The 22,900-nt window shown below is 70.7% G+C and carries 19 protein-coding genes; 9 read left to right on the top strand and 10 right to left on the bottom strand.

The window, feature by feature from the left end; all coding sequences use genetic code 11:
* The first annotated feature begins 233 nt into the window (after nt 1-233).
* Nucleotides 234-800 (top strand): DJ-1/PfpI family protein, encoded by a 567-nt coding sequence (locus ACZ7J0_RS23940; protein WP_470890502.1) that lies wholly within the window; start codon nt 234-236, stop codon nt 798-800.
* A gap of 223 nt (nt 801-1,023) precedes the next feature.
* On the opposite strand, the gene ACZ7J0_RS23935 is transcribed toward ACZ7J0_RS23940, so the two are convergent.
* Together ACZ7J0_RS23935 and ACZ7J0_RS23930 are read right to left on the bottom strand one after the other, a co-directional pair.
* On the bottom strand, nt 1,024-1,686 hold the full coding sequence (locus ACZ7J0_RS23935) for an HAD family hydrolase (protein WP_470890500.1): 663 nt from the start codon (nt 1,684-1,686) through the stop codon (nt 1,024-1,026).
* A gap of 96 nt (nt 1,687-1,782) precedes the next feature.
* A complete protein-coding gene (locus ACZ7J0_RS23930) occupies nt 1,783-2,289 on the bottom strand; it encodes a DUF6912 family protein (protein ID WP_470890498.1) in 507 nt (168 codons plus the stop codon).
* A 485-nt stretch (nt 2,290-2,774) separates the two neighbouring features.
* Here ACZ7J0_RS23930 and ACZ7J0_RS23925 point away from each other — a divergent pair, with 485 nt between their 5' ends.
* Nucleotides 2,775-3,197: an Rv3235 family protein gene (locus ACZ7J0_RS23925; RefSeq protein WP_470890760.1), complete on the top strand. Its 423-nt coding sequence runs from the start codon at nt 2,775-2,777 to the stop codon at nt 3,195-3,197.
* Between the two features lie 78 nt (nt 3,198-3,275).
* On the opposite strand, the gene secA is transcribed toward ACZ7J0_RS23925, so the two are convergent.
* Nucleotides 3,276-6,086, bottom strand: a complete 2,811-nt coding sequence (gene secA, locus ACZ7J0_RS23920) for a preprotein translocase subunit SecA (RefSeq protein WP_470890497.1) — start codon at nt 6,084-6,086, stop codon at nt 3,276-3,278.
* A 240-nt stretch (nt 6,087-6,326) separates the two neighbouring features.
* Here secA and ACZ7J0_RS23915 point away from each other — a divergent pair, with 240 nt between their 5' ends.
* Both ACZ7J0_RS23915 and ACZ7J0_RS23910 read left to right on the top strand, forming a co-directional pair.
* A complete protein-coding gene (locus ACZ7J0_RS23915) occupies nt 6,327-6,899 on the top strand; it encodes a GNAT family N-acetyltransferase (protein ID WP_470890495.1) in 573 nt (190 codons plus the stop codon).
* Between the two features lie 30 nt (nt 6,900-6,929).
* Entirely contained in the window at nt 6,930-8,093 is a 1,164-nt protein-coding gene (locus ACZ7J0_RS23910; RefSeq protein WP_470890493.1) for a winged helix-turn-helix domain-containing protein, read from the top strand.
* Between the two features lie 115 nt (nt 8,094-8,208).
* Here ACZ7J0_RS23910 and ACZ7J0_RS23905 read toward each other — a convergent pair whose 3' ends face one another.
* The 7 genes from ACZ7J0_RS23905 to mtnA form a co-directional block, all read right to left on the bottom strand.
* Nucleotides 8,209-8,964 carry a response regulator gene (locus tag ACZ7J0_RS23905; protein WP_470890491.1) on the bottom strand — a complete coding sequence of 252 codons (756 nt, stop codon included), beginning with the start codon at nt 8,962-8,964 and terminating at the stop codon, nt 8,209-8,211.
* A 194-nt stretch (nt 8,965-9,158) separates the two neighbouring features.
* On the bottom strand, nt 9,159-9,848 hold the full coding sequence (hpf, locus tag ACZ7J0_RS23900) for a ribosome hibernation-promoting factor, HPF/YfiA family (RefSeq protein ID WP_470890490.1): 690 nt from the start codon (nt 9,846-9,848) through the stop codon (nt 9,159-9,161).
* A 335-nt stretch (nt 9,849-10,183) separates the two neighbouring features.
* The gene (locus ACZ7J0_RS23895) at nt 10,184-10,912 is read right to left on the bottom strand and encodes a ComF family protein (protein ID WP_470890488.1); all 729 of its coding nucleotides are present in this window, start codon (nt 10,910-10,912) and stop codon (nt 10,184-10,186) included.
* A 451-nt stretch (nt 10,913-11,363) separates the two neighbouring features.
* A complete protein-coding gene (locus ACZ7J0_RS23890; RefSeq protein ID WP_470890758.1) occupies nt 11,364-13,151 on the bottom strand; it encodes an LpqB family beta-propeller domain-containing protein in 1,788 nt (595 codons plus the stop codon).
* Between the two features lie 130 nt (nt 13,152-13,281).
* Nucleotides 13,282-15,285: an MtrAB system histidine kinase MtrB gene (gene mtrB / locus ACZ7J0_RS23885; protein WP_470890486.1), complete on the bottom strand. Its 2,004-nt coding sequence runs from the start codon at nt 15,283-15,285 to the stop codon at nt 13,282-13,284.
* Between the two features lies 1 nt (nt 15,286).
* Nucleotides 15,287-15,964: a two-component system response regulator MtrA gene (gene mtrA / locus ACZ7J0_RS23880; RefSeq protein ID WP_468710939.1), complete on the bottom strand. Its 678-nt coding sequence runs from the start codon at nt 15,962-15,964 to the stop codon at nt 15,287-15,289.
* Between the two features lie 15 nt (nt 15,965-15,979).
* Entirely contained in the window at nt 15,980-17,128 is a 1,149-nt protein-coding gene (mtnA, locus tag ACZ7J0_RS23875) for an S-methyl-5-thioribose-1-phosphate isomerase (RefSeq protein WP_470890485.1), read from the bottom strand.
* A gap of 182 nt (nt 17,129-17,310) precedes the next feature.
* On the opposite strand from mtnA, the gene ACZ7J0_RS23870 reads away from it, so the two are divergent.
* Genes ACZ7J0_RS23870 through ACZ7J0_RS23850 form a run of 5 tightly spaced genes read left to right on the top strand, consistent with a single transcriptional unit; the run spans nt 17,311 to nt 22,740 of the window.
* Nucleotides 17,311-18,543: a DUF7847 domain-containing protein gene (locus tag ACZ7J0_RS23870; protein WP_470890483.1), complete on the top strand. Its 1,233-nt coding sequence runs from the start codon at nt 17,311-17,313 to the stop codon at nt 18,541-18,543.
* A gap of 4 nt (nt 18,544-18,547) precedes the next feature.
* Complete coding sequence (locus tag ACZ7J0_RS23865) at nt 18,548-19,237, top strand: DUF4129 domain-containing protein (RefSeq protein WP_470890481.1); 690 nt, start codon at nt 18,548-18,550, stop codon at nt 19,235-19,237.
* Nucleotides 19,234-20,439 (top strand): DUF4350 domain-containing protein, encoded by a 1,206-nt coding sequence (locus tag ACZ7J0_RS23860; RefSeq protein WP_470890479.1) that lies wholly within the window; start codon nt 19,234-19,236, stop codon nt 20,437-20,439. The genes ACZ7J0_RS23865 and ACZ7J0_RS23860 overlap by 4 nt, the downstream gene beginning before the upstream one ends.
* Nucleotides 20,436-21,419 (top strand): AAA family ATPase, encoded by a 984-nt coding sequence (locus ACZ7J0_RS23855; RefSeq protein WP_470890477.1) that lies wholly within the window; start codon nt 20,436-20,438, stop codon nt 21,417-21,419. The genes ACZ7J0_RS23860 and ACZ7J0_RS23855 overlap by 4 nt, the downstream gene beginning before the upstream one ends.
* 10 nt (nt 21,420-21,429) lie before the next feature.
* The gene (locus tag ACZ7J0_RS23850; RefSeq protein WP_470890475.1) at nt 21,430-22,740 is read left to right on the top strand and encodes a DUF58 domain-containing protein; all 1,311 of its coding nucleotides are present in this window, start codon (nt 21,430-21,432) and stop codon (nt 22,738-22,740) included.
* Nucleotides 22,741-22,900 lie beyond the last annotated feature (160 nt).

Genomic DNA, 22,900 nt, shown 5'->3' with positions numbered 1-22,900 from the left:
CACGGCACCAGGCTATCGCCCTCCACCCCCGCCCCGTCATGAGCCTTATGTGTACAAAACAGGGGCGGGAAGTTTGACAGTCTGGACAGCGACACAAGAGACCTTGATGGTCCCGGGGTCGCAAGGGGGTCGGAATCCGGCCCATCGGGACGGGTCCGACTTGGCAAACCGTGGTCCCGGATGCACCGTGACCCCGACACCCAGGCACACACGACACCCGGGGAGCGTCCGTCATGGCAGCCAAGATCCTCATCGTCACCGGCGACGCGGCCGAGTCGCTGGAGGTCCTGTATCCGTACCAGCGCCTGCGCGAGGAGGGGTACGAGGTGCATCTCGCCGCCCCCGCCCGCAAGACCCTGCGGTTCGTGGTGCACGACTTCGAACCCGGCTTCGACACGTACACCGAGAAGCCCGGATACACCTGGCCGGCGGATCTGGCCTTCTCCGAAGTGGATCCGGGTCAGTACGCCGCCCTGGTGATCCCGGGCGGACGGGCGCCCGAGTACCTGCGCAACGATCCCGAGCTCCGCAAGATCGTCAAGTCGTTCTTCGACGCGGACAAGCCGGTGGCGCAGATCTGCCACGGCCCGCTGCTGACGGCGTCGATCGACAGCCTGCGGGGGCGGCGGGTGACCGCCTATCCGGCCTTGGAACCGGACATGGAGGCGGCGGGAGCCACGTTCCAGGACACCGAGGCGGTCGTGGACGGCACCCTCGTGTCGTCCCGGGCCTGGCCGGACCACCCGGCCTGGATGCGCGAGTTCCTGAAGGTACTGAGGTCGAAGGCACCGGTGGCGTGAGCCGAGGGGGCGCGGCCGGGCGAGCGGGCCGTGGCTCGGCCGGAAAGAGTTGGGCGGGGCGCCGGCTGTAAGGGGCCGGGCGGGTCGTGGGTCGGCCGGAGCGGGGCCCGCGCGGGCCGCTGGCCGGCGGGGGCCGGGCGGGCTCCGGATCGGCCAGGTTGCCGGCGCACCGCCGGTCGTCGCCGACCGCGGCCAGATCGTCCGCCGTTCGACCCGGTGATCGCTAGCCCGCCAGGTCGTCCGCCAGGGCCACCGCCTCCGTCAGCGTGTCCACGACCGGCACGCGCGCCTTCTCCAGGCTCGCCCTGCTGTGTGAGCCGCCGGTGTACAGAACCGCCTTGGCTCCCACATGGGCCGCCGCCACCGCGTCGTCCACGGCGTCGCCGATGACGACGACCTGTTCGGGGGCCACGCCTTCCAGTGCCGTCAGATGGCGCACCATGTGCTCCGCCTTGCCCGCGGTCGAGGCACCTATCCGCCCGTCGACGCGGACGAACCGCTCCTCGATCCCGTGGCGCCGGACGATCGGCAACAGCAGGTCGTGCGGCGCGAGCGAGAGGAGGGACTGCGTCCGCCCCTCGTTCTGCCGCGCGGCGAGCAGCTCCGCCGCGCCGACCGTGAGCCCGCAGGCGTCCGCCCGTGACCAGTAGTGCTTGTGGAAGGCCGCGTCCATGACGAGCCACTCGTCGTCCGTCGGCAGGCGCCCGAGGAGCCGCTTGTAGAAGAGCGGCACGGGAACGCAGTACAGCTCCCGGTAGCGCGCGAGGGTGATGGGCTCGAGGCCGAGCTCGTGGAACGCGGCGTTCGTCGCCCCGATGACGGCGTCGATGTCATCGAGCAGTGTGCCGTTCCAGTCCCAGACCAGATGCGTGCCGCGCTTCGTCATGCCCATTCCCCTGCCGACCCCCTGACGGATCCCATCCAAAGACGGTACCCGCCCCCTCCGACAATGCCGCCGGAAAAACGGCGGGCGGGACCGTGCTCAGCCGATGAGCTGCGGAATCTCCTGCACGCCGAACCAGAGCAGCTCGTGGTCCTCGGCCCCGTCCACGGTGAACTGCGCGTCGTCGTCCCCCTGGTCCGCCGCGCCCAGCGCGGCCGCCGCGGCGGACACGACCGCCTCCGCGTCGTCCGCGTCGGCGTGCACAGCGGCCGCCTTGCCCAGCGGCACGGGGCCGGCGATCCGCACCTCGCCCAGCGAGGAGGCATCCAGACCGTGGCTGGGGTCGGAGACCGCCGCCCCGTCCGGCACGTCGACGGCGAGGACGACCCGGCGGCGCGCGGCCTCAGGGTCCACGGCGAGCATCCGCAGCGACGCGGCGGCGGCCCGGCTGAGCGCCGCGTACTCGAGCTCCTCGATGTCGTCGGAGACGTACCACTCGCGCAGCGCGGGAGTCACGGCGTACGCGGTCACCGGGCCGGGACCCAGTTCGCCCGCCCTGTGCGCCTGTGCCAGACCGGGCAGGGTAAGGGGGACGTACACACGCATGGCTCGCCGCTTTCGTAGTCGGAAACCCCCTCAGGATACGTGTGGAGTCCCCCTTCGGGGCTTTGTGGTCCAGCACGGGTCCGTCTACCGAGGGCCGCGCCGTACAGCCTCCGGCGGGCGCCCAGGGCCTCTCATCACCCTGATAGGTGAACCGTCCGGCCCCGCGCTCGCGGGCGTCGCGGCGTTGCGACCCGGTCAGCCGCCCCGTAGAAGATCACCAACCGAAGTTACCGCCTGGTAGAGCGCCGGGGCGGACGGAAACGGGGGCCACCGCCATGAACAGGACCATCACCGCGCAGGACCGACCGACCAACAACCCCGCCGAGTGCGCGACCGACGCCGGCACCGGCCTGACCGCCCCCTTCGAGGCCGGCCTCGCCGCCACCTCCCGGGCCGGCCTCGCCGCCGCTCCGACATCCGCCCCCGCGGCCGCCTCCACCACCCGCCCAGTACCCGCCACCTCCAACGTCTCCGCAGCACGCCCGGTGGGCCGACGCGACCGGCGTGGACCCGGTTCGACCCGGCCTCTCCCGCCGCGCCCCAGCAGCCGCCCCGGCCCCGGGTCGGGTCCGCGCCGTCCGCTGCCCCCGCACGTCCTCTTCGCACAGCGACTCCTCGCCGTCCTCAGCGGCGAGCGCCCCGTGCACTGGATGCTCGGCCAGACCGTGGGCGAGGCGTACGAGCAGCTGGTCCAGCTCGCCCCCTCGGCGCCCTTCCGGGGCCGTGGCGTCCGCCCCGTGGTGCACCGCTGCGGCGGGTTCCCGCCGCGCCCCGGGGTCGTGGAGGCCTACGCCACCATCGCGACGGGTGGCCGGCTGCGCGCCATGGCGTACCGGCTCGAGCTCGGTACCGACCGGCGCTGGCGCTGCGCGGTCGTGGAGCTGGACGGCAACCGGGCCGGGGTATGACGAAGGGCCGGACACCTTCCCGGTGCCCGGCCCCTGTGTCGTACGCCGTCGTACTGGGTCGTACGCGGTCCTACGCGGTTACTTCTTGCGGCGACGGCCGCCGCCACCGCTCTTCTGCGCCTTGCGCCGCTCCGCGCGGGTCAGGCCGCCGTCCCCGGAGGCACCGTCGGAGGCGAAGTCGCCCTCGACGACACCGCCCTCACCGTCGACCGTCGGGGCGGAGAAGTGCAGCCGGTCCGGCCGCTGCGGGGCGTCGAGGCCCTTGGCGCGGATCTCCGGACGGGACGCGCCCGCGGGGACCGCGTCCTCCTTGGTCAGCGAAGGAGCCCTGTCCTGGACCGGGACCTCCTCGACCTGCTGCTCGACCTGGACCTCCAGGTTGAACAGGTAGCCGACGGACTCCTCCTTGATGCCCTCCATCATGGCGGTGAACATGTCGAAGCCCTCGCGCTGGTACTCGACCAGCGGGTCCTTCTGCGCCATGGCCCGCAGGCCGATGCCCTCCTGGAGGTAGTCCATCTCGTAGAGGTGCTCGCGCCACTTGCGGTCCAGTACGGACAGCACCACGCGCCGCTCCAGCTCGCGCATGATCTCCGAGCCGAGCTGCTTCTCACGGGCGTCGTACTGCTCGTGGATGTCGTCCTTGACGGACTCGGCGATGAACTCGGCGGTGATGCCGGCACGGTCGCCGGCGGCGTCCTCGAGCTCCTCGACGGTGACCTTCACCGGGTAGAGCTGCTTGAACGCGTTCCACAGCCGGTCGAGGTCCCACTCCTCCGCGAAGCCCTCGGCGGTCTCCTGGCGGATGTAGTCGTCGATCGTGTCGTCCATGAAGTGCCGCACCTGCTCGTGCAGGTCCTCGCCCTCCAGGACGCGTCGGCGCTCGCCGTAGATGACCTCACGCTGGCGGTTGAGCACCTCGTCGTACTTCAGGACGTTCTTACGCGTCTCGAAGTTCTGCTGCTCGACCTGCGACTGGGCCGACGCGATCGCGCGCGTCACCATCTTGTTCTCGATCGGGACGTCGTCGGGCACATTGGCCATCGCCATCACGCGCTCGACCATCTGCGCCTTGAACAGACGCATCAGGTCGTCGCCGAGGGAGAGGTAGAAGCGGGACTCGCCCGGGTCTCCCTGACGGCCGGAACGACCGCGCAGCTGGTTGTCGATACGACGGGACTCGTGGCGCTCGGTGCCGAGGACGTAGAGCCCACCGAGGTCCTTGACCTCCTCGAACTCGGCCTTGACGGCCAGCTCGGCGCGCTCGAGCGCGGCGGGCAGGGCCGCGGCCCACTCCTCGACGTGCTCGACCGGGTCCAGGCCGCGCTGGCGCAGCTCCGCCTCGGCCAGGTCGTCGGGGTTGCCGCCGAGCTTGATGTCGGTACCACGGCCGGCCATGTTCGTGGCGACCGTGACCGCGCCCTTGCGGCCGGCCTGGGCGACGATCGTCGCCTCACGGTCGTGCTGCTTGGCGTTGAGCACCTCGTGCTGGATGCCGCGCTTGGAGAGCTGCTGCGAGAGGTACTCGGACTTCTCGACCGACGTCGTACCGACGAGGATCGGCTGGCCCTTCTCGTGCTTCTCCGCGATGTCGTCGACGACGGCGGCGAACTTGGCGACCTCGGTCCGGTAGATCAGGTCGGACTGGTCCTTGCGGACCATCGGCCTGTTCGTGGGGATCGGGACGACGCCCAGCTTGTAGATCTGGTGGAACTCGGCGGCCTCGGTCATGGCCGTACCGGTCATGCCGGAGAGCTTGTCGTAGAGGCGGAAGAAGTTCTGCAGGGTGATCGTCGCGAGCGTCTGGTTCTCGTCCTTGATGTCCACCCCTTCCTTCGCCTCGATCGCCTGGTGCATGCCCTCGTTGTAGCGGCGGCCGGCGAGGATGCGGCCGGTGTGCTCGTCGACGATCATGACTTCGCCGTCGATGACGACGTAGTCCTTGTCCTTCTTGAACAGTTCCTTGGCCTTGATGGCGTTGTTCAGGTACCCGACGAGCGGGGTGTTCACCGACTCGTAGAGGTTGTCGATGCCCAGCCAGTCCTCGACCTTGGCGACGCCGGCCTCGTGGATGGCGACGGTGCGCTTCTTCTCGTCGACCTCGTAGTCGCCGGTCTCCTCGATGCCCTTGAGCTGGTTGCCCGCCTCACCCTTGGTGAGACGCGTGACCAGCTTGGCGAAGTCGCCGTACCACTTGGTGGCCTGGTCGGCCGGGCCGGAGATGATCAGCGGCGTCCGGGCCTCGTCGACCAGGATCGAGTCGACCTCGTCGACACAGGCGAAGTTGTGGCCGCGCTGGACGAGCTCGTCCTGGGACCACGCCATGTTGTCGCGCAGATAGTCGAATCCGAACTCATTGTTCGTGCCGTAGGTGATGTCGGCGGCGTACTGCTCACGGCGCTGTGCGGGCGTCATGTTGGCGAGGATGCAGCCGACCTCGAGGCCGAGGAACTTGTGCACCCGGCCCATCATCTCGGAGTCGCGCTCGGCCAGGTAGTCGTTGACCGTGATCAGGTGCACGCCCTTGCCGGAGAGCGCGTTCAGGTACGCGGGCAGCGTGCCGACGAGGGTCTTGCCCTCACCGGTCTTCATCTCGGCGACATAGCCGAGGTGCAGCGCGGCGCCACCCATCAGCTGGACGTCGTAGTGGCGCTGGCCGAGGACGCGCTTGGCGGCCTCGCGGACGGTCGCGAAGGCCTCGGGAAGCAGGTCGTCGAGGCTCTCGCCGTCGGCGTAGCGCTGCTTGTACTCCTCGGTGAGCGCCCGCAACTCGGCGTCGGAGAGCTTGACGAAGTCCTCTTCGATGGAGTTGACCTGGTCCGCGATGCGGTGCAGTTTGCGCAGGATCTTGCCTTCGCCTGCACGCATGAGCTTGTTGAAGACGGACACTGAGGCTGGTCTCCTTGCCGGTCGGGCCTGGCACTGGGTCTTGTCATGGACACGGGCACGGGCGCGGCGAGCGGGCCCCACCGCAACGGCCATCGTAAGCGAGGACCGCACCGCGCCGGGAGGCCTGCCGGATCCGGGGACCACCACCGCACTGAAAGACAACGCACGGGACGCTCGGAAGGTGCCGCTGTTCCCCGAAAACTGTTCGCCCCGCGCGTGCCGGATCAGCAGAATCCCGTCATGGAGCCCATCACTCTCACGACCGACCGCCTGCGGCTGCGCACCTTCGTCCCCGACGACGCGAACGCCGTCTACGCGGCCTGTCAGGACCCCGACATCCAGCGGTGGACGACGATCCCGTCCCCCTACGAGCGGCAGCACGCCGAGGGCTTCCTTCGGCAGCACGTACCGGACGGCTGGCGCAACGACACCGAGTACACCTTCGCCGTGGAGCCCCGCGACGGCGGCCCGCTTCTCGCGGCGAGCAGCCTCCACCACCCCCGCACGGGCACCTGGGAAGTCGGCTACTGGACGGCGAAGGAGCACCGCGGCAACGGATACATGACAGAAGTCGTGCGCGCCCTGGCCCACTGGGCCTTCACCGAGCTGGCCTGCACCCGCCTGGAGTGGCGGGCCGAGGTGGGCAACGCCGGTTCCCGCGCGCTCGCCGAGAAGGCCGGCTTCACCGTGGAGGGGATCCTGCGCGCGGCGCTGCTCAACCAGGACACGCTGAGGGACTGCTGGGTCGGCGCGCTGCTGCCCTCCGACCTCGGACTGCCCAGCTCCCACGCGTACCTCCCGGCGGGGACCTGAGTGTCAGTGGTCGGCTCTAGTGTGCGAAGCATGACGACCGCCCCGCCTCCCGCCGCCGAACTGTCCGCCGACGAAGCCCGCCGCATCGCGCTGCGGGCCCAGGGCTTCCTGGGCGCCCCGGACCGTCGCGGCGGAGTGCGAGGGGTGCTGCGCCACCTCGGCGCCGTCCAACTGGACACGATCTCGGTGCTGGCCCGCTCGCACGAGCTCGTGCCGTACGCGCGTCTGGGCGCGGTCGGCCGCGCCACCGTCGAGGACGCGTACTGGACCGGGACGCACGCCTTCGAGTACTGGTCGCACGCCGCCTGCATCCTGCCGGTCGAGGAGTGGCCGCACTTCGCCTTCCGCCGTCGCGCCTACCGCTCCCGCCCGCACTGGTACCACGACCTGCCGGACGGCGCGTACGACGCGGTGATCAAGCAGCTGCGTTCCGAGGGGCCACTCACCGCCACGGACCTGGGCGGCGCGAAGAACAAGGGCGAGTGGTGGGACTGGTCCGAGTCGAAGGTCGCCGTCGAGCGGGCGCTGATGTACGGCGAGGTGGTGTGCACCGAGCGGCGAGGCTGGAAGCGGGTGTACGACCTGGCCGAGCGCGCCATCCCCGATGAGCTGCTCCACGACGACCTCGACGACACCGAGTGCCTGCGCCGCCTCGTCCGGCTGGCCGGGCAGGCCCTCGGCGTGGGCACCCGCGCGGACATCGCCGACTACCACCGCCTCAAGGGAGAGCAGTTCGACGCCGTCGTGGCGGACTCCGGTCTGGTGCCGGTGACGGTCGCGGGGTGGGGGAAGCCGGCCTGGGCGGATCCGGAGGCTCTGGCGACCGAGCCGCGCGGCCGACACCGCACGACGCTCCTGTCGCCGTTCGACTCACTGATCTGGGAGCGGGCCCGCACCGAGCGGATCTTCGGCTTCACACACCGACTGGAGGCCTACGTCCCCAAGCAGAAGCGGGTGCACGGCTACTTCGCCATGCCGCTGCTCGCCGGCGGAAAGCTGCTCGGCCGGGTGGACCCGGCGCGTGAGGGGAGCACGCTGGTCGCGAAGCGGGTTTTCCTGGACACCCCGAAGGCCGTGGGCCCGATGGCGCAGGCACTGCGTGAGGCAGCCGAGTGGGTGGGCTGCGACGCGGTCCGGGTCGAGCACGTCGACCGTCCCGACCTCGCCGCCGCGCTCGTGGCCGCGCTGGACTGACGGTTCAGGAGTCACTCGTCGGCAGCCCTGAGAAGTGGCGAGGAGTCGCGCTGGGGTGCGACGAGTTGTGCCGAGTAGTGCCGTGTAGTGACGAGTCGTGATCAGTTGTGGAGCCTCACCTGATCTCGAGGATCTTCTCCCGCATCGCGTAGACCACCGCCTCCATCCTGGAGTGCAGCTGCAGCTTCTCCAGGATGTTGCGGACGTGGTTCTTCACGGTGTTCTCGGAGATGAACAACTCCTTGGCGATGTCACGGTTGTTCATGCCCGTGGCCACCAGCTTGAGGACCTCCAGCTCCCGGTCGGTCAACCGAGGCGCCGGCACGAGCCGCCGCTCGTCGGTGCGCTGGATCATCGACTTGAACTCGGTCAGCAGCTTGGACGCCATCGAGGGGCTGATCTGCGACTGCCCGTCTGCCACGGCGCGGATCGCGGTGGCCACCTCGTCGGTGGAGATCTCCTTGAGGAGATAGCCGGTCGCGCCCGCCTTGATCGCGTCGTAGAGGTCCGCCTCCTCGTCGCTGATCGTCAGCATGATGATCTTGGCGCTGGGGGCGACCTCCTTGATGGAGGTGCAGGCCTCGATACCGCCGCGCTTGGGCATCCGTACGTCCATCAGCACGATGTCAGGCAGCAGATCGGCGGCCTTGTCGACGGCCTCCGCGCCGTCCCCGGCCTCGCCGACGACCTGAATGTCCTCCTCCTGCGCGAGGACGATCTCCAGACCACGTCGGAAAAGGGCGTGGTCGTCCACAACGAGGACCCGGATCGGCTCTTTTCGGGACTGCCGATCGGCCGAATCCGCTCCCTCGGGAGCGGTCGCGCAATCGGAGTCCCGGCCGCTGTGCACCGGACCGAAGCCGTCCGCCATCGTTCCTCCCCCTGAAGGCCGTGGCCTGAATTCATGTTTCGGTCACCAACCGCACTTCACAGAGCACCGGTTGGCCTGGGACGCCATGATTTCATGCCCGGGCGGCGGCGCGGTGATCCCGTGGTCGCACGCGGGTGCCCCTGGGGGCGCGAAACGCGCTCCAGGGGCACCATGAGAGACGGTGTCGGCCGCCGTCAGCCGCCGAGCGCACCACCGGCGCCGGCGCCCTCGGCACCGGCGAGCGGGTCGGATTCGAGGTGGATGACGCCATAGTCGTAGGCATGTCGCCGGTAGACCACACTCGGCTGCTTGGTGTCGGAATCGACGAACAGATAGAAGTCGTGCCCGACCAGCTCCATCTCGTAGAGCGCCTGGTCGAGCGTCATCGGGGCTGCGGTGTGGACCTTCTCGCGCACCACCAGCGGTCCTTCGCCCTGCACTTCGAGCGAGCCGATCTTCGTGGTGGGAATGCCACCCGGCTGTTCCTCCGTCACGGGTGCGCCGCTGCCGTTGAGCTGGGCCACGCCCGGCACGACGTCGGCAACCTCCGCCGCGGAGAGCCGGCCGTTGCCCCGGCGGGTGTGGCGCTTGTCGTGCTGCTTGCGCAGTCGCGCCTCGAGCTTGCCCGTTGCCAGGTCAAGCGCTGCGTACGGGTCGCCGGCGGCCGCCTCTGCCCGGATCACCGGGCCTCGGGAGTGGAGGGTGATCTCCACGCGGTCCGACCGGTCGGCCTGCCGCGGGTTGTGTTCCTTGGACACCTCGACGTCCAGGCTGATCACCTTGCCGTCGAGCTTCTGGATCTTCTCCAGCTTCAGCTTCTCGGCCACGTGCTTGCGGAACCGCTCGGGCACCTCGGTCTTGCGGCCCTTGACGACGATGTCCACGCAGAACTCCGTTCCCGGATCACTCTGACCGGCTCTTTGGACCGGCGAGCATCTCCCTTTGCACCAGAACTCCGGTGAGTACCGGAGTCTCGGACTTGGCGACTTTCACCTCCTCCTCCCCAGTCGGCAAGATCCCCACCCCACCAACTTTGAGGTTCGTCCGCCCTGAACTCCCGTCCTCCAGGCGCACCCGTGCATTCGATGAGGCCCTGGCAATCGCCATTCCTCACAACCGAACATAGCTCGCTCGGACGGGTGTCGGCACCCGCTACCAGCACGTACCTCCGATCAGGTGCTTTTGCCCTCTCACTACCTGCAACGTTGCAACTTCCCCGTCAGTTCCGGTTTATTTCCCATGAGAGCGGCGAAACCGCCACGACTGCGGCCGCCGGACGTAACAGCCCCGCGAATTGCGGCTGATTCACGGCACTCAGTGCCCTCGCCGCCTCCGCCAGAGACGCTCCCGTCGTCATGAGGTCGTCCACGAGAACCACCCTCGCGTCACCCGGCAGCCGCGCTCCACCGGCGGCGACCTCCAGCGCCCCGGCCATGTTCCTCAGCCGCGCCCCGGCACCCAGACCGGCCTGATCGAGCACCGCGCGCCGCTGGCGCAGCACCGGGAAGGCCACGGCCGCGGTTCCCGTGCGGCGCAGTTCGGCGGCTGCGGCTCGCGCGATCCGGCGGGCGGGATCATGCCCACGTGCCCGCAGTGCGCGCCGGGAGGAAGGCATCGGCACAAGGGCCAGCGGTGCGGTCCCGAAGGCGGCAGGGGGCCCACAGACAGCCCTGACGGCGCCGGCCAGCGCGACACCGAGCGGCCCGGCCAGCCCGAGCGCGCCCCGCTCCTTGTGTGCCAGCAGCACAGCACGCACGGAGTCGGCGTACGGCGCCGCGGCATAGACCACCGGAAGCCCCACCGGTTCCGGCACGGGAACGACACGGCGCGCACCGGCCCCGTACAGCGCCCGGCCGCAGTCGGCGCACAGCGGTGTACGAGGCCTGCCGCATCCCCCACAGGCAACCGGCAGCACCAACCCGGCGATCTCTCGCCACCACCCCCGCATGCCCCCACTGTGCCCCTGCCCGACGAAGCGGGCCACCCCTGTGGACAACGGGGTCGGGGCGGCCGACGAGGGGTCGACGGAGGGGCACGAGCGCAACCGCCGAGGGCCCGGAGCGCCGCCCGGCAGAGGGACTTGCCGACGAGGGCCGTCGGAGGGACGGGGGCGCACCCGCCGAGGGCCCGGAGCGCCGCCCCGCAGAGGGGCTGGCGGAGGGGCCGTGCGGCGCCGAGACGTTAACGTGCGAAGCGGGTGCGCCCCGCGACCCGAGCAGCGCCGAGACACGAACCGACTGGGCACCGGGAACCGCCCGGCGACCGGGCGCCCGGTCGAGTGGGCCGTAGGGCGCCGACGCGCACCCTGCGGGGACCCGGGCGTTGCGCGCGGAGAAGGCCCTGCCCGGATCAAAAGGTCACCCGGCGCAGACGACCTCCGTGGCCCCGACCGAAAAGGTCTAGCCGGGATAAACCGGCGCCGACCCCGTCTCGACCATCGGCTGCCAGTTCGCGCCGCCGACCAGGCGTGCGATGCCGTCTCTGGAATCCGCCACCACGGGCGCCCGGTCGTCGTTCGCCGCAGCGACCGCCGTTACTTCGTTCAGCCCCGGCAGAACGCCTCCGGCCGACGTCGAGCCGTCCGTGCGGATGTAGCGCACCTGCTCGACCCCGCCGGCTTCCTTGCCGACCACGACCAGCCGGCTCGGCCCCGCCCAGGACACGGCGGTGACCGTCTCCATCCGGGGCGCCGCGGGCTGGAGGTCGACGACGGACACCGTCTGGCGCGCGCCGGACCCCTGCCGTTCGATCCGCCCGATGTGCAGCGTGCTCAGGCCGTCCTTCTTCAGCAGCAGGGCGATCCGTACGCCGTCCGCCGAGACCCGCAGGCACTCCACCCGGGCGCCTTCGATCCAGGGCGTCCTGACCTCCACCGGAGCGCCGGCGCCGCCCGACAGCATCAACAGGCGCGGCTTCACCGGGTCGCGGTCGGCGACCCACAGGTCGCCGCGGCCGTCCCAACTCGGCGTCGACAACCGGTCCTCGGGGCGCTTGGCCGCACTCCGTACCAGCGGCTCGGGCGGCTCACCGTCCGACATGATCGAGGCCACGCGCAGCTCGCGGCCGCCCTGCGTGACACCCGCGGCGTGCTTCTCGTCCCGCGCCACCGCGACCGTCGACAGCTTCACGACACCGTTGCCGAACGGCCCGAGGACGTTCTCGGGCTTCTCCCTGCCCACGTCCTTGGCGCCGGCGTCGAGCAGCGCCAGCTTCCCCTGGTCGTCGACGAAGTACGGATTGTCGGGCGTGCCCGACGCGCGGTCCGCGGCGAACTCCTCGGCCTGCGCCTTGCCCACCACACACAGCTGGGAACCGTCCTCCCGCTGCAACTCCACCTGCTCGACCCGCGCCGAGCGCAAATCTCCCAGTGTGAACAGCAGTTGCGCGGACATCCGGCGGCACTGGTCGTGCCCCACCTGGTCGGCCTTGTCGTTCAGCGGCACCTTCAGCGTGCTCTGGTCGTCGGGTGTCAGCGAGGTGACCCCGTCCTTCAGTGCCGTCCCGGTGGGGAAGCGCGAGGTGACCACGGGCTTCAGCCAGTTCGTCGGGCCTTCGAGGAGCGCCTTGACCGTCTGCGCCACCGGGTCCATGCGCGTGACCGGGTCCTGTCGCTGCCGGATGTAGACCGGATCGGCGACGACCCAGTCCTGCCCGGAGGCGAAGTAGTACTTGTTGACGGAGCTGTAATTGCGCTGGAAGTCCGACTCACTCAGCACCAGACCGGGCGGCAGGGCGTCGATCCGCCACTCCTTGCCCTTGCCGTCCGCCCGGGCCTCCTGCACCAGATGGACCGTGCCCGTGTAGTCGGTGGGCGCGACCGGCTGGTAGGCGTGGCGGGCGTCGACGGTCGCGACCTTCCGGCCGGTCAGCGGATAGCTGCGGCCCTGGCCGTCGCGGCCGCCGGTGGTCACCGCCTGCTTGCGGTCCGGAGCGGTGGTGAGGACCGTGATCCGCTCCTCCGGCCGCCAGGTCTGCGCCGCCTGCTTGGTCAGATACTTCCTGGCCGTGGCGAAACCCGGGTCGTCACTGGTCATCGCCTCCAGGAAGCCGTCGACGATCTCCTCGGGCTCCGCACTCTCCCGTGGCTGCACCGCGTACACCCGGACCTGCGAGTCCCCGGGGTTGGAGGCCTTCACATTGCTGACGTCGCCGCTGTCCGGCATCGTCGCGCAGCCGGTCAGCAGCATGCCGCCCACGGCGAGAGAGGTGACCCCCCACGACACGGCACGCTCACGCCCCTGTCCCTTGAAAAAGGTCCTGCCGACGAACGAGTTCCTGCCGAAGAGAGTCCGATGACCCGGGAGAAGGGTCCGACGGTCAGCGCCCAAGAGTCCTGTCCTCCCACTCCGTGCTCTGCGCCGTCGCATCGCCACCCGATCGCTCCCCCACCTGCCGGGCCACCACCCGGGACCCACTGCCCGGCAACGCCGCGGGATCCCCCGCCTCACCCGGTCGCGGCCGCAGGGGCGCACGAGCCGGTACGGGCAGTGCCGGGCGCTCTCCGCCGGGCTGCGCCGGCACGCTCCCGAGCCGCTGGTCCGCCTGCTCCTCCGCGGCGGCCCGCTCACGGTTGCGCCGCGAGTCCTCGGGCTCCAGGGGTATCGGTGAGCCGCGCAGAGGCTCGTCCGCCGTACGCGGCATGGTCAGCCGGAACTGCGAACCGCCACCCGGCTCGCCCCAGGCCTGCAGCCAGCCGCCGTGCAGCCGGGCGTCCTCCACCGCGATGGACAGACCGAGGCCGGTACCGCCGGTGGTACGCGCTCGTGCCGGGTCGGCCCTCCAGAACCGGTTGAACACCCGCGTCGCCTCGCCCGGCTTGAGTCCCACGCCGTAGTCCCTCACGGCGACGGCGACCGCGCCGCCCGCCGACGCCATCCGTACGACCACGTCCCGGCCCTCGCCGTGCTCTACGGCGTTGACCACGAGGTTGCGCAGGACGCGCTCCACCCGGCGCGCATCGGCCTCGGCGACGACGGGCTGCTCGTCCCCGACGACCCGGATCCGGGTTCCCTTGCGCTCGGCCAGCGGCTCGGCCCCGCCGATCACCCGGCGGACGACCTCCCGCAGATCTATCGCCTCGGCCTCCAGGGCCGCCGCGCCCGCATCGAAGCGGCTGATCTCCAGCAGGTCGGCGAGCAGTGACTCGAACCGGTCCAGCTGGTCCCCGAGCAGCTCCGCCGAGCGGGCCGTCACGGGGTCGAAGTCGCCGCGCGCCTCGTAGATGACATCGGCGGCCATCCGGACCGTCGTCAGCGGCGTACGCAGTTCGTGCGAGACGTCCGAGACGAACCGTCGCTGCATCCGCGACAGCTCCTCCAGCTGCTGAATCTTGAGCTGGAGGTTCTGCGCCATCTTGTTGAAGGCTTCACCGAGGCGCGCGATGTCGTCCTCGCCGGTCACCTTCATCCGCTCCTGGAGGCGGCCCGCGGAGAGCCGTTCGGCGATCCCCGCCGCCATCCGTACCGGCGTGACGATCTGCCGTACGACCAGCCAGGCGATCGCGCCCAGCAGCACCACCACGAACAGCCCGGCTGTCGCCAGCGTCCCCTTGACCAGGGCGAGCGAGTCCTCCTCCTGGGTCAGCGGGAAGAGGTAGTACAGCTCGTACTGCGTGCCCGCGGCGTCGTTCAGCCGCTTGCCGAGGACCAGGCCCGGCTCCGACGCCTTGCCGCTCGTGTACTCGATCCGCGTATACGTCTGATAGGTGCCCGTCCCCTGGGCGACGGACGACCGCAGCCCACTGGGGATGCTCGCGGTCGGGTCGACCTCACCGGAAGCGCGCGCGCCGCGGCTCGCCGTGCCCTCGGACTCCAGGCTCAGCGCCACCACGTTGAACGCGCTCTGCCCACCACTGGCGAGCTGCTCCACCAGGTCCGACCGCCAGTTCACCGAACCGCCGGACCTGCCCGCCCCGTCCGGACCGGCAGGGCCGACGGGTGCGCCGGCCCTGTCCTGGGCCGCCGAGAACCCACCGGCGGCCTGGCTCTGCGCCGCCTTCTGCTTCGCGTCCAGCAGGCCGTTGCGCACCTGCCCGATGACGACGAACCCGAGCAGCAGCACCACACCGAGCGACATCAGCAGCGTGCCCGCGACCACCCGCAGCTGGATGTTCCGACGCCACAGCCGCACGGCGGACAGCAGCGGACGGCGCACCCAGCGCACGAAAAGCCGGAGCACCGGACCGCCCGGCGCCCCGTCCTGAAGCAGCCGGCCGCCCTGGAGCAGCCGGCCGAGACGCGAAAGCCCACGCCTCGGCCCGGCAGCCCGCCCCGCACGGACTCCCGGCTCCCCGGGCTTCGAAGCAGCGCTGCCACCGGTCATGTCAGCTCGGCCCGGCCTTGTAACCGACACCACGGACGGTCACCACGATCTCCGGGCGCTCCGGGTCCTTCTCGACCTTGGAGCGCAACCGCTGCACATGCACATTGACCAGCCGGGTGTCCGCCGCGTGGCGGTAGCCCCAGACCTGCTCCAGCAGGACCTCACGGGTGAACACCTGCCACGGCTTACGGGCCAGCGCGACCAGCAGATCGAACTCGAGCGGCGTCAGGGCGATGGACTGCCCGTCCCGCTTGACCGAGTGGCCCGCCACGTCGATGACCAGATCACCTATCGCCAGCTGCTCCGGCGCCGGCTCCTCCGACCTCCTCAGCCGCGCCCGGATCCGGGCGACCAGCTCCTTGGGCTTGAACGGCTTGACGATGTAGTCGTCGGCCCCGGACTCCAGGCCCACCACGACGTCGACGGTGTCGCTCTTGGCCGTGAGCATGACGATGGGCACGCCGGACTCGGCCCTGATGAGCCGGCACACCTCGATGCCGTCCCTTCCGGGCAGCATGAGGTCCAGCAGCACCAGGTCCGGCTTGGCCTCACGGAAAGCGGCGAGTGCCTTGTCGCCGTCCGCTACGAACGACGGATCGAAACCTTCACCCCGCAGCACAATCCCGAGCATCTCGGCCAGTGCGGTGTCGTCATCGACGACAAGGACGCGTCCCTTCATATCGACATCATCCCATTAGCCATTCGTTACCTGTCGTGACCTGGCACACAGCTCCGCCACTCCCTCCCCGGTGACCGGGGACACTGTTCCCACTTCCGTGACGATCGCCGTCACCAACTCCGGCGGTGTGATGTCAAAAGCCGGGTTGTACGCCTGCGTTCCGAGCGGCGCCACCGGCAGCCCCCCTCCTGTGTCGATCCCCGCCCCCGCGACATGCGGGATTGTGAGCTCGGTCACTTCCTGGCCGGATCGCTGCTCGATCTCGATCGACGCCCCGTCCCGGGTGTCCGGATCGATCGTCGTGCGCGGCGCCACCACGATGAACGGCACATGGTGGTACTTCGCCAGCACTGCGAGCGGATAGCTTCCCACCTTGTTGGCCACCGAGCCGTCGGCCGCGATCCGGTCCGCCCCGATCAGCACGGCATCCACCTCGCCCGCGGCGAAGAGGGAACCCGCCGCATTGTCCGTCAACAAGGTGTACGCCATCCCGTTGCGGGCCGCCTCGTACGCGGTGAGCCTGGCCCCCTGGAACAGCGGCCGGGTCTCGTCCACCCACAGTCTGCGCAGCTTGCCCGCCCGGTGCGCCCTCAGCGCCACGGCGAACGCGGTGCCCTCACCTCCCGAAACCAGCGCCCCGGTATTGCAGTGCGTGAGGATCCGGTGGGTGCCGCCCGGCAGCAGCTCGTCGAGGAGCGCCAGCCCGTGGGCCGCCATCCGCGCACTGGCCTCGGCGTCCTCCCGGTGCAGCTCACGGGCCTGCGCCAGGGCCGCCGCAGCCGCCTGCTCGGAGTCCGCCCCGCCCTTCACCGCGGCCCGGTGGGCCTCGACGGCCCGCCGCACCCCGTACCCGAGATTCACCGCGGTGGGGCGCGCCTCCGCCAGCCGCTCCGCCGCCTCCTCGACGTCGAAGCCACGTACGGCGGCGAGCGCGACGCCATAGGCACCCGCGACCCCCAGCAGCGGCGCGCCCCGCACGGCAAGCGTCTGGATCGCCCGGACCAGGGCGGGCACATCCGTGCACACCACCTCGGTCTCCTCGGCGGGCAGCCGCGTCTGGTCGAGAAGCACCAGCACCGGTCCTTCCGGCGGCTCCTCCCAGCGCAGCGCGGGCAGTGTGGGCGGCTCAGTTCCGACCGGGGTTTGTACGTACTGATCAGCCATCCGCCCAGTCTGCCCGGTGAGCCGCCGACAATGAAGGTGCCATGGAGATACGGGCCCAGGCCCACTCCGAGGCCCCGCGTGGCACGATGGCTGCCAGCCGACCGCCCCGACAGGCGACCGGGCATTGTGACCGAGCCGGCTCGACGAGCCTGCCCTGCGACAAATCCTCGAGGTGGACGACCGTGAACGACACTCCGGGCTGGGCCTCGCCCGGATCTGCTCCCTCCGACGGCCAGGATGACGCCGCGGTGCCCCGGCCCGCGGAGCCCGCCGACGCGGACGGTGCCGCACCGAAGTGGTCGAAGGACCAGCCGCCCGCCGGCCAGTGGTCGCCTCCGACCGCACCCGGCCCCGGACAGGTCCCCCCGCCGGCGCCCACGTCCGGCTGGAGCGGCGGCCCCCGCCACCAGGGCGCCTGGGGACAGCCTCCGGCTGCCAAGCCCGGCGTCATCCCGCTGCGCCCGCTCGGCGTCGGCGAGATCCTCGACGGCGCGGTCTCCACCCTGCGGGCCCATTGGCGCACCGTGCTCGGCATCACGATCACCGTCTCCGTGATCACCCAGATCTGCGAGATCCTCGCCCAGCGCTACCTCGTCCCGACGACCCCGGAGGTCAGGCCGGACGCGAGCCCCGAGGAGGCACTGCGCGCGGGCGTCGACAGCCTGCAGGCGTCCCTCATCGGCCTGGGCCCGACGCTGATCATCACCCTCATCGGGACCCTCGCCACCACGGCGCTGCTCACCGTCGTCGTCAGCCGCTCCGTACTGGGCCGCCCGGTAAACCTCGGTGACGCCTGGCGCGAAGCCCGCCCGAGGCTCCCCCAGCTCCTGGGCCTCACCCTGCTCCTGCCTGTGATCAGCATCGGAATCCTGGCCGTCGGCATCGTCCCCGGCATGCTGATCGGCTCCATCGCCGGCGGCGCACTGATCGCGGTGGGCAGCATGGCCGCCACCGTCGTCATCCTGTGGCTGATGATCCGGTTCAGCCTCGCCTCCCCGGCCCTGATGCTGGAACGCCAAGGCGTCATCGCCTCGATGCGCCGCTCGGCCAAGCTCGTCCAGGGAGCCTGGTGGCGGGTCTTCGGCGTCATGGCCCTGACCCTGCTGCTGACCATGCTGGTCTCGATGATCATCGGCATCCCGTTCGCCGTCGCCGCGTTCGCCGTGGAAGGCGACAGCTTCGGCGACCTGATGTCGGGCACCACCCCGGACTTCGGCTGGCCGTTCCTGATCATCACCGGCATCGGTGCGGTGATCGCCTCCTCGATCACCTACCCCATCTCCTCCGGAGTCTCCGTCCTGCTCTACGTGGACCAGCGCATCCGCCGAGAAGCCCTCGACCTCGAACTCGGGCGCGCCGCCGGGCTCCCCGGATACGGACCCGCCTCCCCGGGCGACGACACCTCCAGGAGCTGATGCGGTGTCGACCACGGGGGGAACGACAACGACGCTGGCGTTGATCCGCGCGAGCAGCGACGTACCGGTGGACACGCCCCGTGGCCCCGCACGGGAGGCGGCGGAGCGCGAACTGTCCAAGCCGATGTACCACGAGAACGACCCGAACCTCCTCCAGCGCGCCCTCGACCGCTTCTGGGAATGGGTCGGCACGCTCTTCGACGCGGCCTCCGGCGCCACACCCGGCGGCCCGCTCGGCCTCCTGGCCATAGCCCTGGTCGTCCTTGCCGTCATAGGCGCCCTCTGGTGGCGACTTGGCACCCCGCAACGCACGGCGAGCACCTCGGACTCCCTCTTCGACGACCGCCCCCGCAGCGCCGCCGAGCACCGCACCGCCGCCGAACGGCACGCCGCCGCCGGCCGCTGGAACCAGGCCGTCCAGGAACGGATGCGCGCCATCGTCCGCTCGCTCGAAGAGCGCACCCTGCTCGATCCCCGCCCCGGCCGCACCGCCGACGAGGCAGCCGCCGACGCAGGCCGCTCCCTGCCCGGCCACGCCGACGAACTGCGCGCCGCCGCCCGGGAATTCGACGACGTCACATACGGCGGGCGCACCGCCGACCAGAACGCATACCGGCGCATCGAGAAGCTGGACGTGTCCCTGGAGCGGACCAAGCCCGAACTCGCCAACGCCACTCCGGGAGCCGCCGAATGAGCGGGCTGCCCACCAGCTCCACCTCCGCCTCCCTCACCACCCGCCAGATCTGGACCCGGACCCGAGGTCTGCTCCTGGCCCTGGCCATCCTCGTCGTGGCCGCCATCGTCATGGCCGCCGTCCGCTCCGGCGACCACCACGGCCGTCTCGACCCGCGCTCCGCCGACCAGTACGGCAGCCGCGCCGTCGCCGAACTCCTCAAGCGTCAGGGCGTCGACCTGCGCGTGGTCACCACACTCGACGACGCCACCGCCACCACCGGCCCGGACACCACCCTCCTGGTCACCACCCCGGACCTGCTCACCACGCGGCAACAGCACACGCTGCGGTCGGCCTTCGACGGCTCGGGCGGCCGCACCGTCCTCCTCGCCCCCGGGCCGCCTTCCACCCCGACGCTGGCCCCCGGCGTCACCACCCGCAGCACCGCCCCTGTCGACGCCCGCGAACCGCAGTGCACTCTGCCCGCCGCCGTCCGCGCCGGCAGCGTCGACATCGGCGGCGAGCGCTACGCGACAGGCCTCCCCCACACGGAGTCCTGCTACCTCACCGACGGCCTGCCGACTCTCTTGCGGATCACTGAATCCGAAGGCGACACCGTCCTCGTCGGCTCCCCCGACCTCCTCTACAACGACCGTCTCGACAAGCAGGGCAACGCCTCGCTCGCCCTCCAACTCCTCGGCTCCCGCCCCCATCTGGTCTGGTACCTCCCCTCCCTCTCCGATCCCTCCGCCACCGAAGGCGACGGCACTGACAGCGACACCAGCGCCGAGAGCGGATTCCTCGACCTGATCCCCTCCGGCTGGCTCTGGGGCACCCTCCAACTCACCATCGCCGCCGTACTCGCCGCGATCTGGCGCGCCCGCCGGCTCGGCCCCCTCGTCACCGAGCGGCTTCCCGTGGCCATCCGCGCTTCCGAGGCCACCGAGGGCCGCGCCCGCCTCTACCGCAAGGCCAACGCCCGCGACCGCGCCGCCGCCGTCCTGCGCTCGGCGACCCGAAGCCGCCTGGCCCCCCTCCTCGGCGTCCCCCCACACGACGCCCACTCCCCCGACTCCCTGATCCCGGCGCTGTCCACCCGTCTCCCCGACGGAGCCCCGAACCCGACGGACCTTCTCTTCGGCGCGACACCCGCCGACGATGCCGCCCTCACCCGCCTGGCTGACCAACTCGACGCCCTCGAAAGAGAGGTACGCACCTCATGAGCGCCCCGACCCCCGAGATCGTAGAGAACTCGGACAGCGCACGAGCCTCCCTGGAGGCCCTGCGCACCGAGATCGCGAAGGCAGTGGTCGGCCAGGACCCCGCCGTCACCGGTCTCGTCGTCGCCCTGCTCTGCCGCGGCCACGTCCTGCTGGAAGGCGTCCCCGGAGTCGCCAAGACCCTCCTGGTACGGGCACTCGCCGCGTCCCTCGAACTGGACACCAAGCGCGTTCAGTTCACCCCCGATCTGATGCCGAGCGATGTCACCGGGTCCCTCGTCTACGACACCCGCACCGCGGAGTTCTCCTTCCAGCAGGGACCGGTCTTCACCAACCTCCTGCTGGCCGACGAGATCAACCGGACCCCTCCCAAGACCCAGTCCTCGCTTCTCGAGGCAATGGAGGAAAGGCAAGTCACCGTCGACGGCACTCCCCGCCTCCTGCCGGACCCCTTCCTCGTCGCCGCGACCCAGAACCCGGTCGAGTACGAGGGCACCTACCCCCTTCCGGAAGCCCAGTTGGACCGCTTCCTCCTCAAACTGACGGTCCCTCTGCCATCACGCGAAGACGAGATCAGCGTCCTGACCCGCCACGCCGACGGCTTCAACCCCCGCGACCTCCAGGCCGCCGGAGTCCGCCCCGTCGCCGGCCCGGCCGACCTCGAGGCCGCGCGCGCGGCCGTCGCCAAGACGTCGGTCTCCCCGGAGATCGCCGGTTACGTCGTCGATATCTGCCGTGCCACTCGTGAATCCCCCTCGCTCACCCTCGGTGTATCCCCCCGAGGAGCCACCGCTCTCCTGTCGACCGCCCGCGCCTGGGCCTGGCTCACCGGCCGCGACTACGTCATCCCGGACGACGTGAAGGCCCTGGCACTTCCCACCCTGCGGCACCGCATCCAGCTTCGGCCGGAAGCGGAGATGGAAGGCGTCACCGCCGACTCCGTCATCACATCGATCCTCGCCCACGTCCCCGTCCCCCGCTGAGGCCGAGACCGTGGCCCTCACCGGACGCACCGCGCTCATCGCCGCCCTCGGGTCCCTTCCCGTGGGCATCCTCGCCCCCAGCTGGACGGGGATGCTCGCGGTGAACGCTCCCCTGTCACTAGCAATTCTGTGCGACTACGCCATGGCCGCACCAGTGCGAACGCTCCAATTCACCCGAAGCGGTGACACAACAGTTCGATTGGGTGACGCTGCCGACGTCGATCTCCTGGTCACGAACCCTTCCAAGCGCCGCCTGCGTGCCCAACTCCGCGACGCATGGCCCCCCAGCAGCTGGCTGCCCGGGACCGAGGAGTCTGTCTCCCGGCACAAGGTGACGATCCCGGCCGGCGAACGCCGCCGCCTGACCACGACACTCCGCCCGACCCGGCGCGGCGACCGCCAGTCAGAGCGCGTCACCATCCGCTCATACGGTCCGCTCGGTCTCGCCGCCCGTCAGGGCCACCACAAGGTCCCATGGACCGTCCGCGTCCTACCGCCCTTCACCAGCCGCAAGCACCTTCCCTCCCGCCTGGCGCGCCTACGGGAGCTCGACGGCCGCACCAGCGTGCTGACACGCGGCGAGGGCACCGAGTTCGACAGCCTGCGCGAGTACGTCCCCGGTGACGACACCCGATCCATCGACTGGCGCGCCACGGCCCGCCACTCGACGGTGGCAGTACGCACATGGCGCCCCGAGCGCGACCGGCACATCCTCGTCGTCCTTGATACGGGCCGCACCTCGGCCGGCCGCGTCGGCGACGTCCCCCGTCTCGACGCCGCCATGGACGCGACGCTGCTCCTCACAGCCCTGGCATCCCGGGCCGGCGACCGAGTCGACCTCATCGCCTACGACCGCCGCCTGCGCGCCCAAGTACAGGGCCGATCAGCGGGCGACATCCTGCCTGCCTTCGTCAACGCGATGGCCCCACTCGAACCCGAACTCGTGGAAACCGACGCCCGCGGCCTGGCCGCGACAGCCCTGGCCCACGCTCCTCGCCGCTCGCTCCTCGTGCTGGTCACCAGTCTGGACGCGGCTCCGGTCGAGGAGGGCCTCCTCCCGGTTCTCCCCCAGCTGACCCAGCGCCACACGGTCCTCCTGGCCTCCGTCGCCGACCCTCACGCGGCTGCGATGGCCACAGCACGCGGCTCGGTCGACTCGGTCTACGAAGCCGCCGCCGGCACCCAGGCCCATACCCAACGCCGACGCACTGCCGACCAGCTGAAGGCTCACGGCGTCACGGTCGTCGATGCCACCCCCGACGACCTCGCACCAGCGCTGGCCGACGCCTATCTGGCCTTGAAGGCAGCCGGTCGCCTCTAATTTGCTATCCCCTTCCCCCGGCCTGATGCTCGGGCTGGAGGGGGAGGGGCCTTTGCAGAACGGGTCCTGAACGCAGAAAAGCCCCGCACCATAAGGTGCGGGGCTTTCCCACAATGATTGTTCGGCGGCGTCCTACTCTCCCACAGGGTCCCCCCTGCAG

Source organism: Streptomyces sp. NPDC038280 (assembly GCF_055600045.1).
This window is presented reverse-complemented; position numbering and strand designations above follow the sequence as displayed.

What these genes read in the sequence shown, in the direction of transcription:
- ACZ7J0_RS23940 (WP_470890502.1), top strand. Translation starts at nt 234, where the DNA reads ATGGCAGCCAAGATCCTCATCGTCACCGGCGACGCGGCCGAGTCGCTG.
- ACZ7J0_RS23935 (WP_470890500.1), bottom strand. Translation starts at nt 1,686, where the DNA reads ATGACGAAGCGCGGCACGCATCTGGTCTGGGACTGGAACGGCACACTG.
- ACZ7J0_RS23930 (WP_470890498.1), bottom strand. Translation starts at nt 2,289, where the DNA reads ATGCGTGTGTACGTCCCCCTTACCCTGCCCGGTCTGGCACAGGCGCAC.
- ACZ7J0_RS23915 (WP_470890495.1), top strand. Translation starts at nt 6,327, where the DNA reads ATGGAGCCCATCACTCTCACGACCGACCGCCTGCGGCTGCGCACCTTC.
- ACZ7J0_RS23910 (WP_470890493.1), top strand. Translation starts at nt 6,930, where the DNA reads ATGACGACCGCCCCGCCTCCCGCCGCCGAACTGTCCGCCGACGAAGCC.
- ACZ7J0_RS23905 (WP_470890491.1), bottom strand. Translation starts at nt 8,964, where the DNA reads ATGGCGGACGGCTTCGGTCCGGTGCACAGCGGCCGGGACTCCGATTGC.
- ACZ7J0_RS23895 (WP_470890488.1), bottom strand. Translation starts at nt 10,912, where the DNA reads ATGCGGGGGTGGTGGCGAGAGATCGCCGGGTTGGTGCTGCCGGTTGCC.
- ACZ7J0_RS23890 (WP_470890758.1), bottom strand. Translation starts at nt 13,151, where the DNA reads ATGCTGCTGACCGGCTGCGCGACGATGCCGGACAGCGGCGACGTCAGC.
- mtrB (WP_470890486.1), bottom strand. Translation starts at nt 15,285, where the DNA reads ATGACCGGTGGCAGCGCTGCTTCGAAGCCCGGGGAGCCGGGAGTCCGT.
- mtrA (WP_468710939.1), bottom strand. Translation starts at nt 15,964, where the DNA reads ATGAAGGGACGCGTCCTTGTCGTCGATGACGACACCGCACTGGCCGAG.
- mtnA (WP_470890485.1), bottom strand. Translation starts at nt 17,128, where the DNA reads ATGGCTGATCAGTACGTACAAACCCCGGTCGGAACTGAGCCGCCCACA.
- ACZ7J0_RS23860 (WP_470890479.1), top strand. Translation starts at nt 19,234, where the DNA reads ATGAGCGGGCTGCCCACCAGCTCCACCTCCGCCTCCCTCACCACCCGC.
- ACZ7J0_RS23855 (WP_470890477.1), top strand. Translation starts at nt 20,436, where the DNA reads ATGAGCGCCCCGACCCCCGAGATCGTAGAGAACTCGGACAGCGCACGA.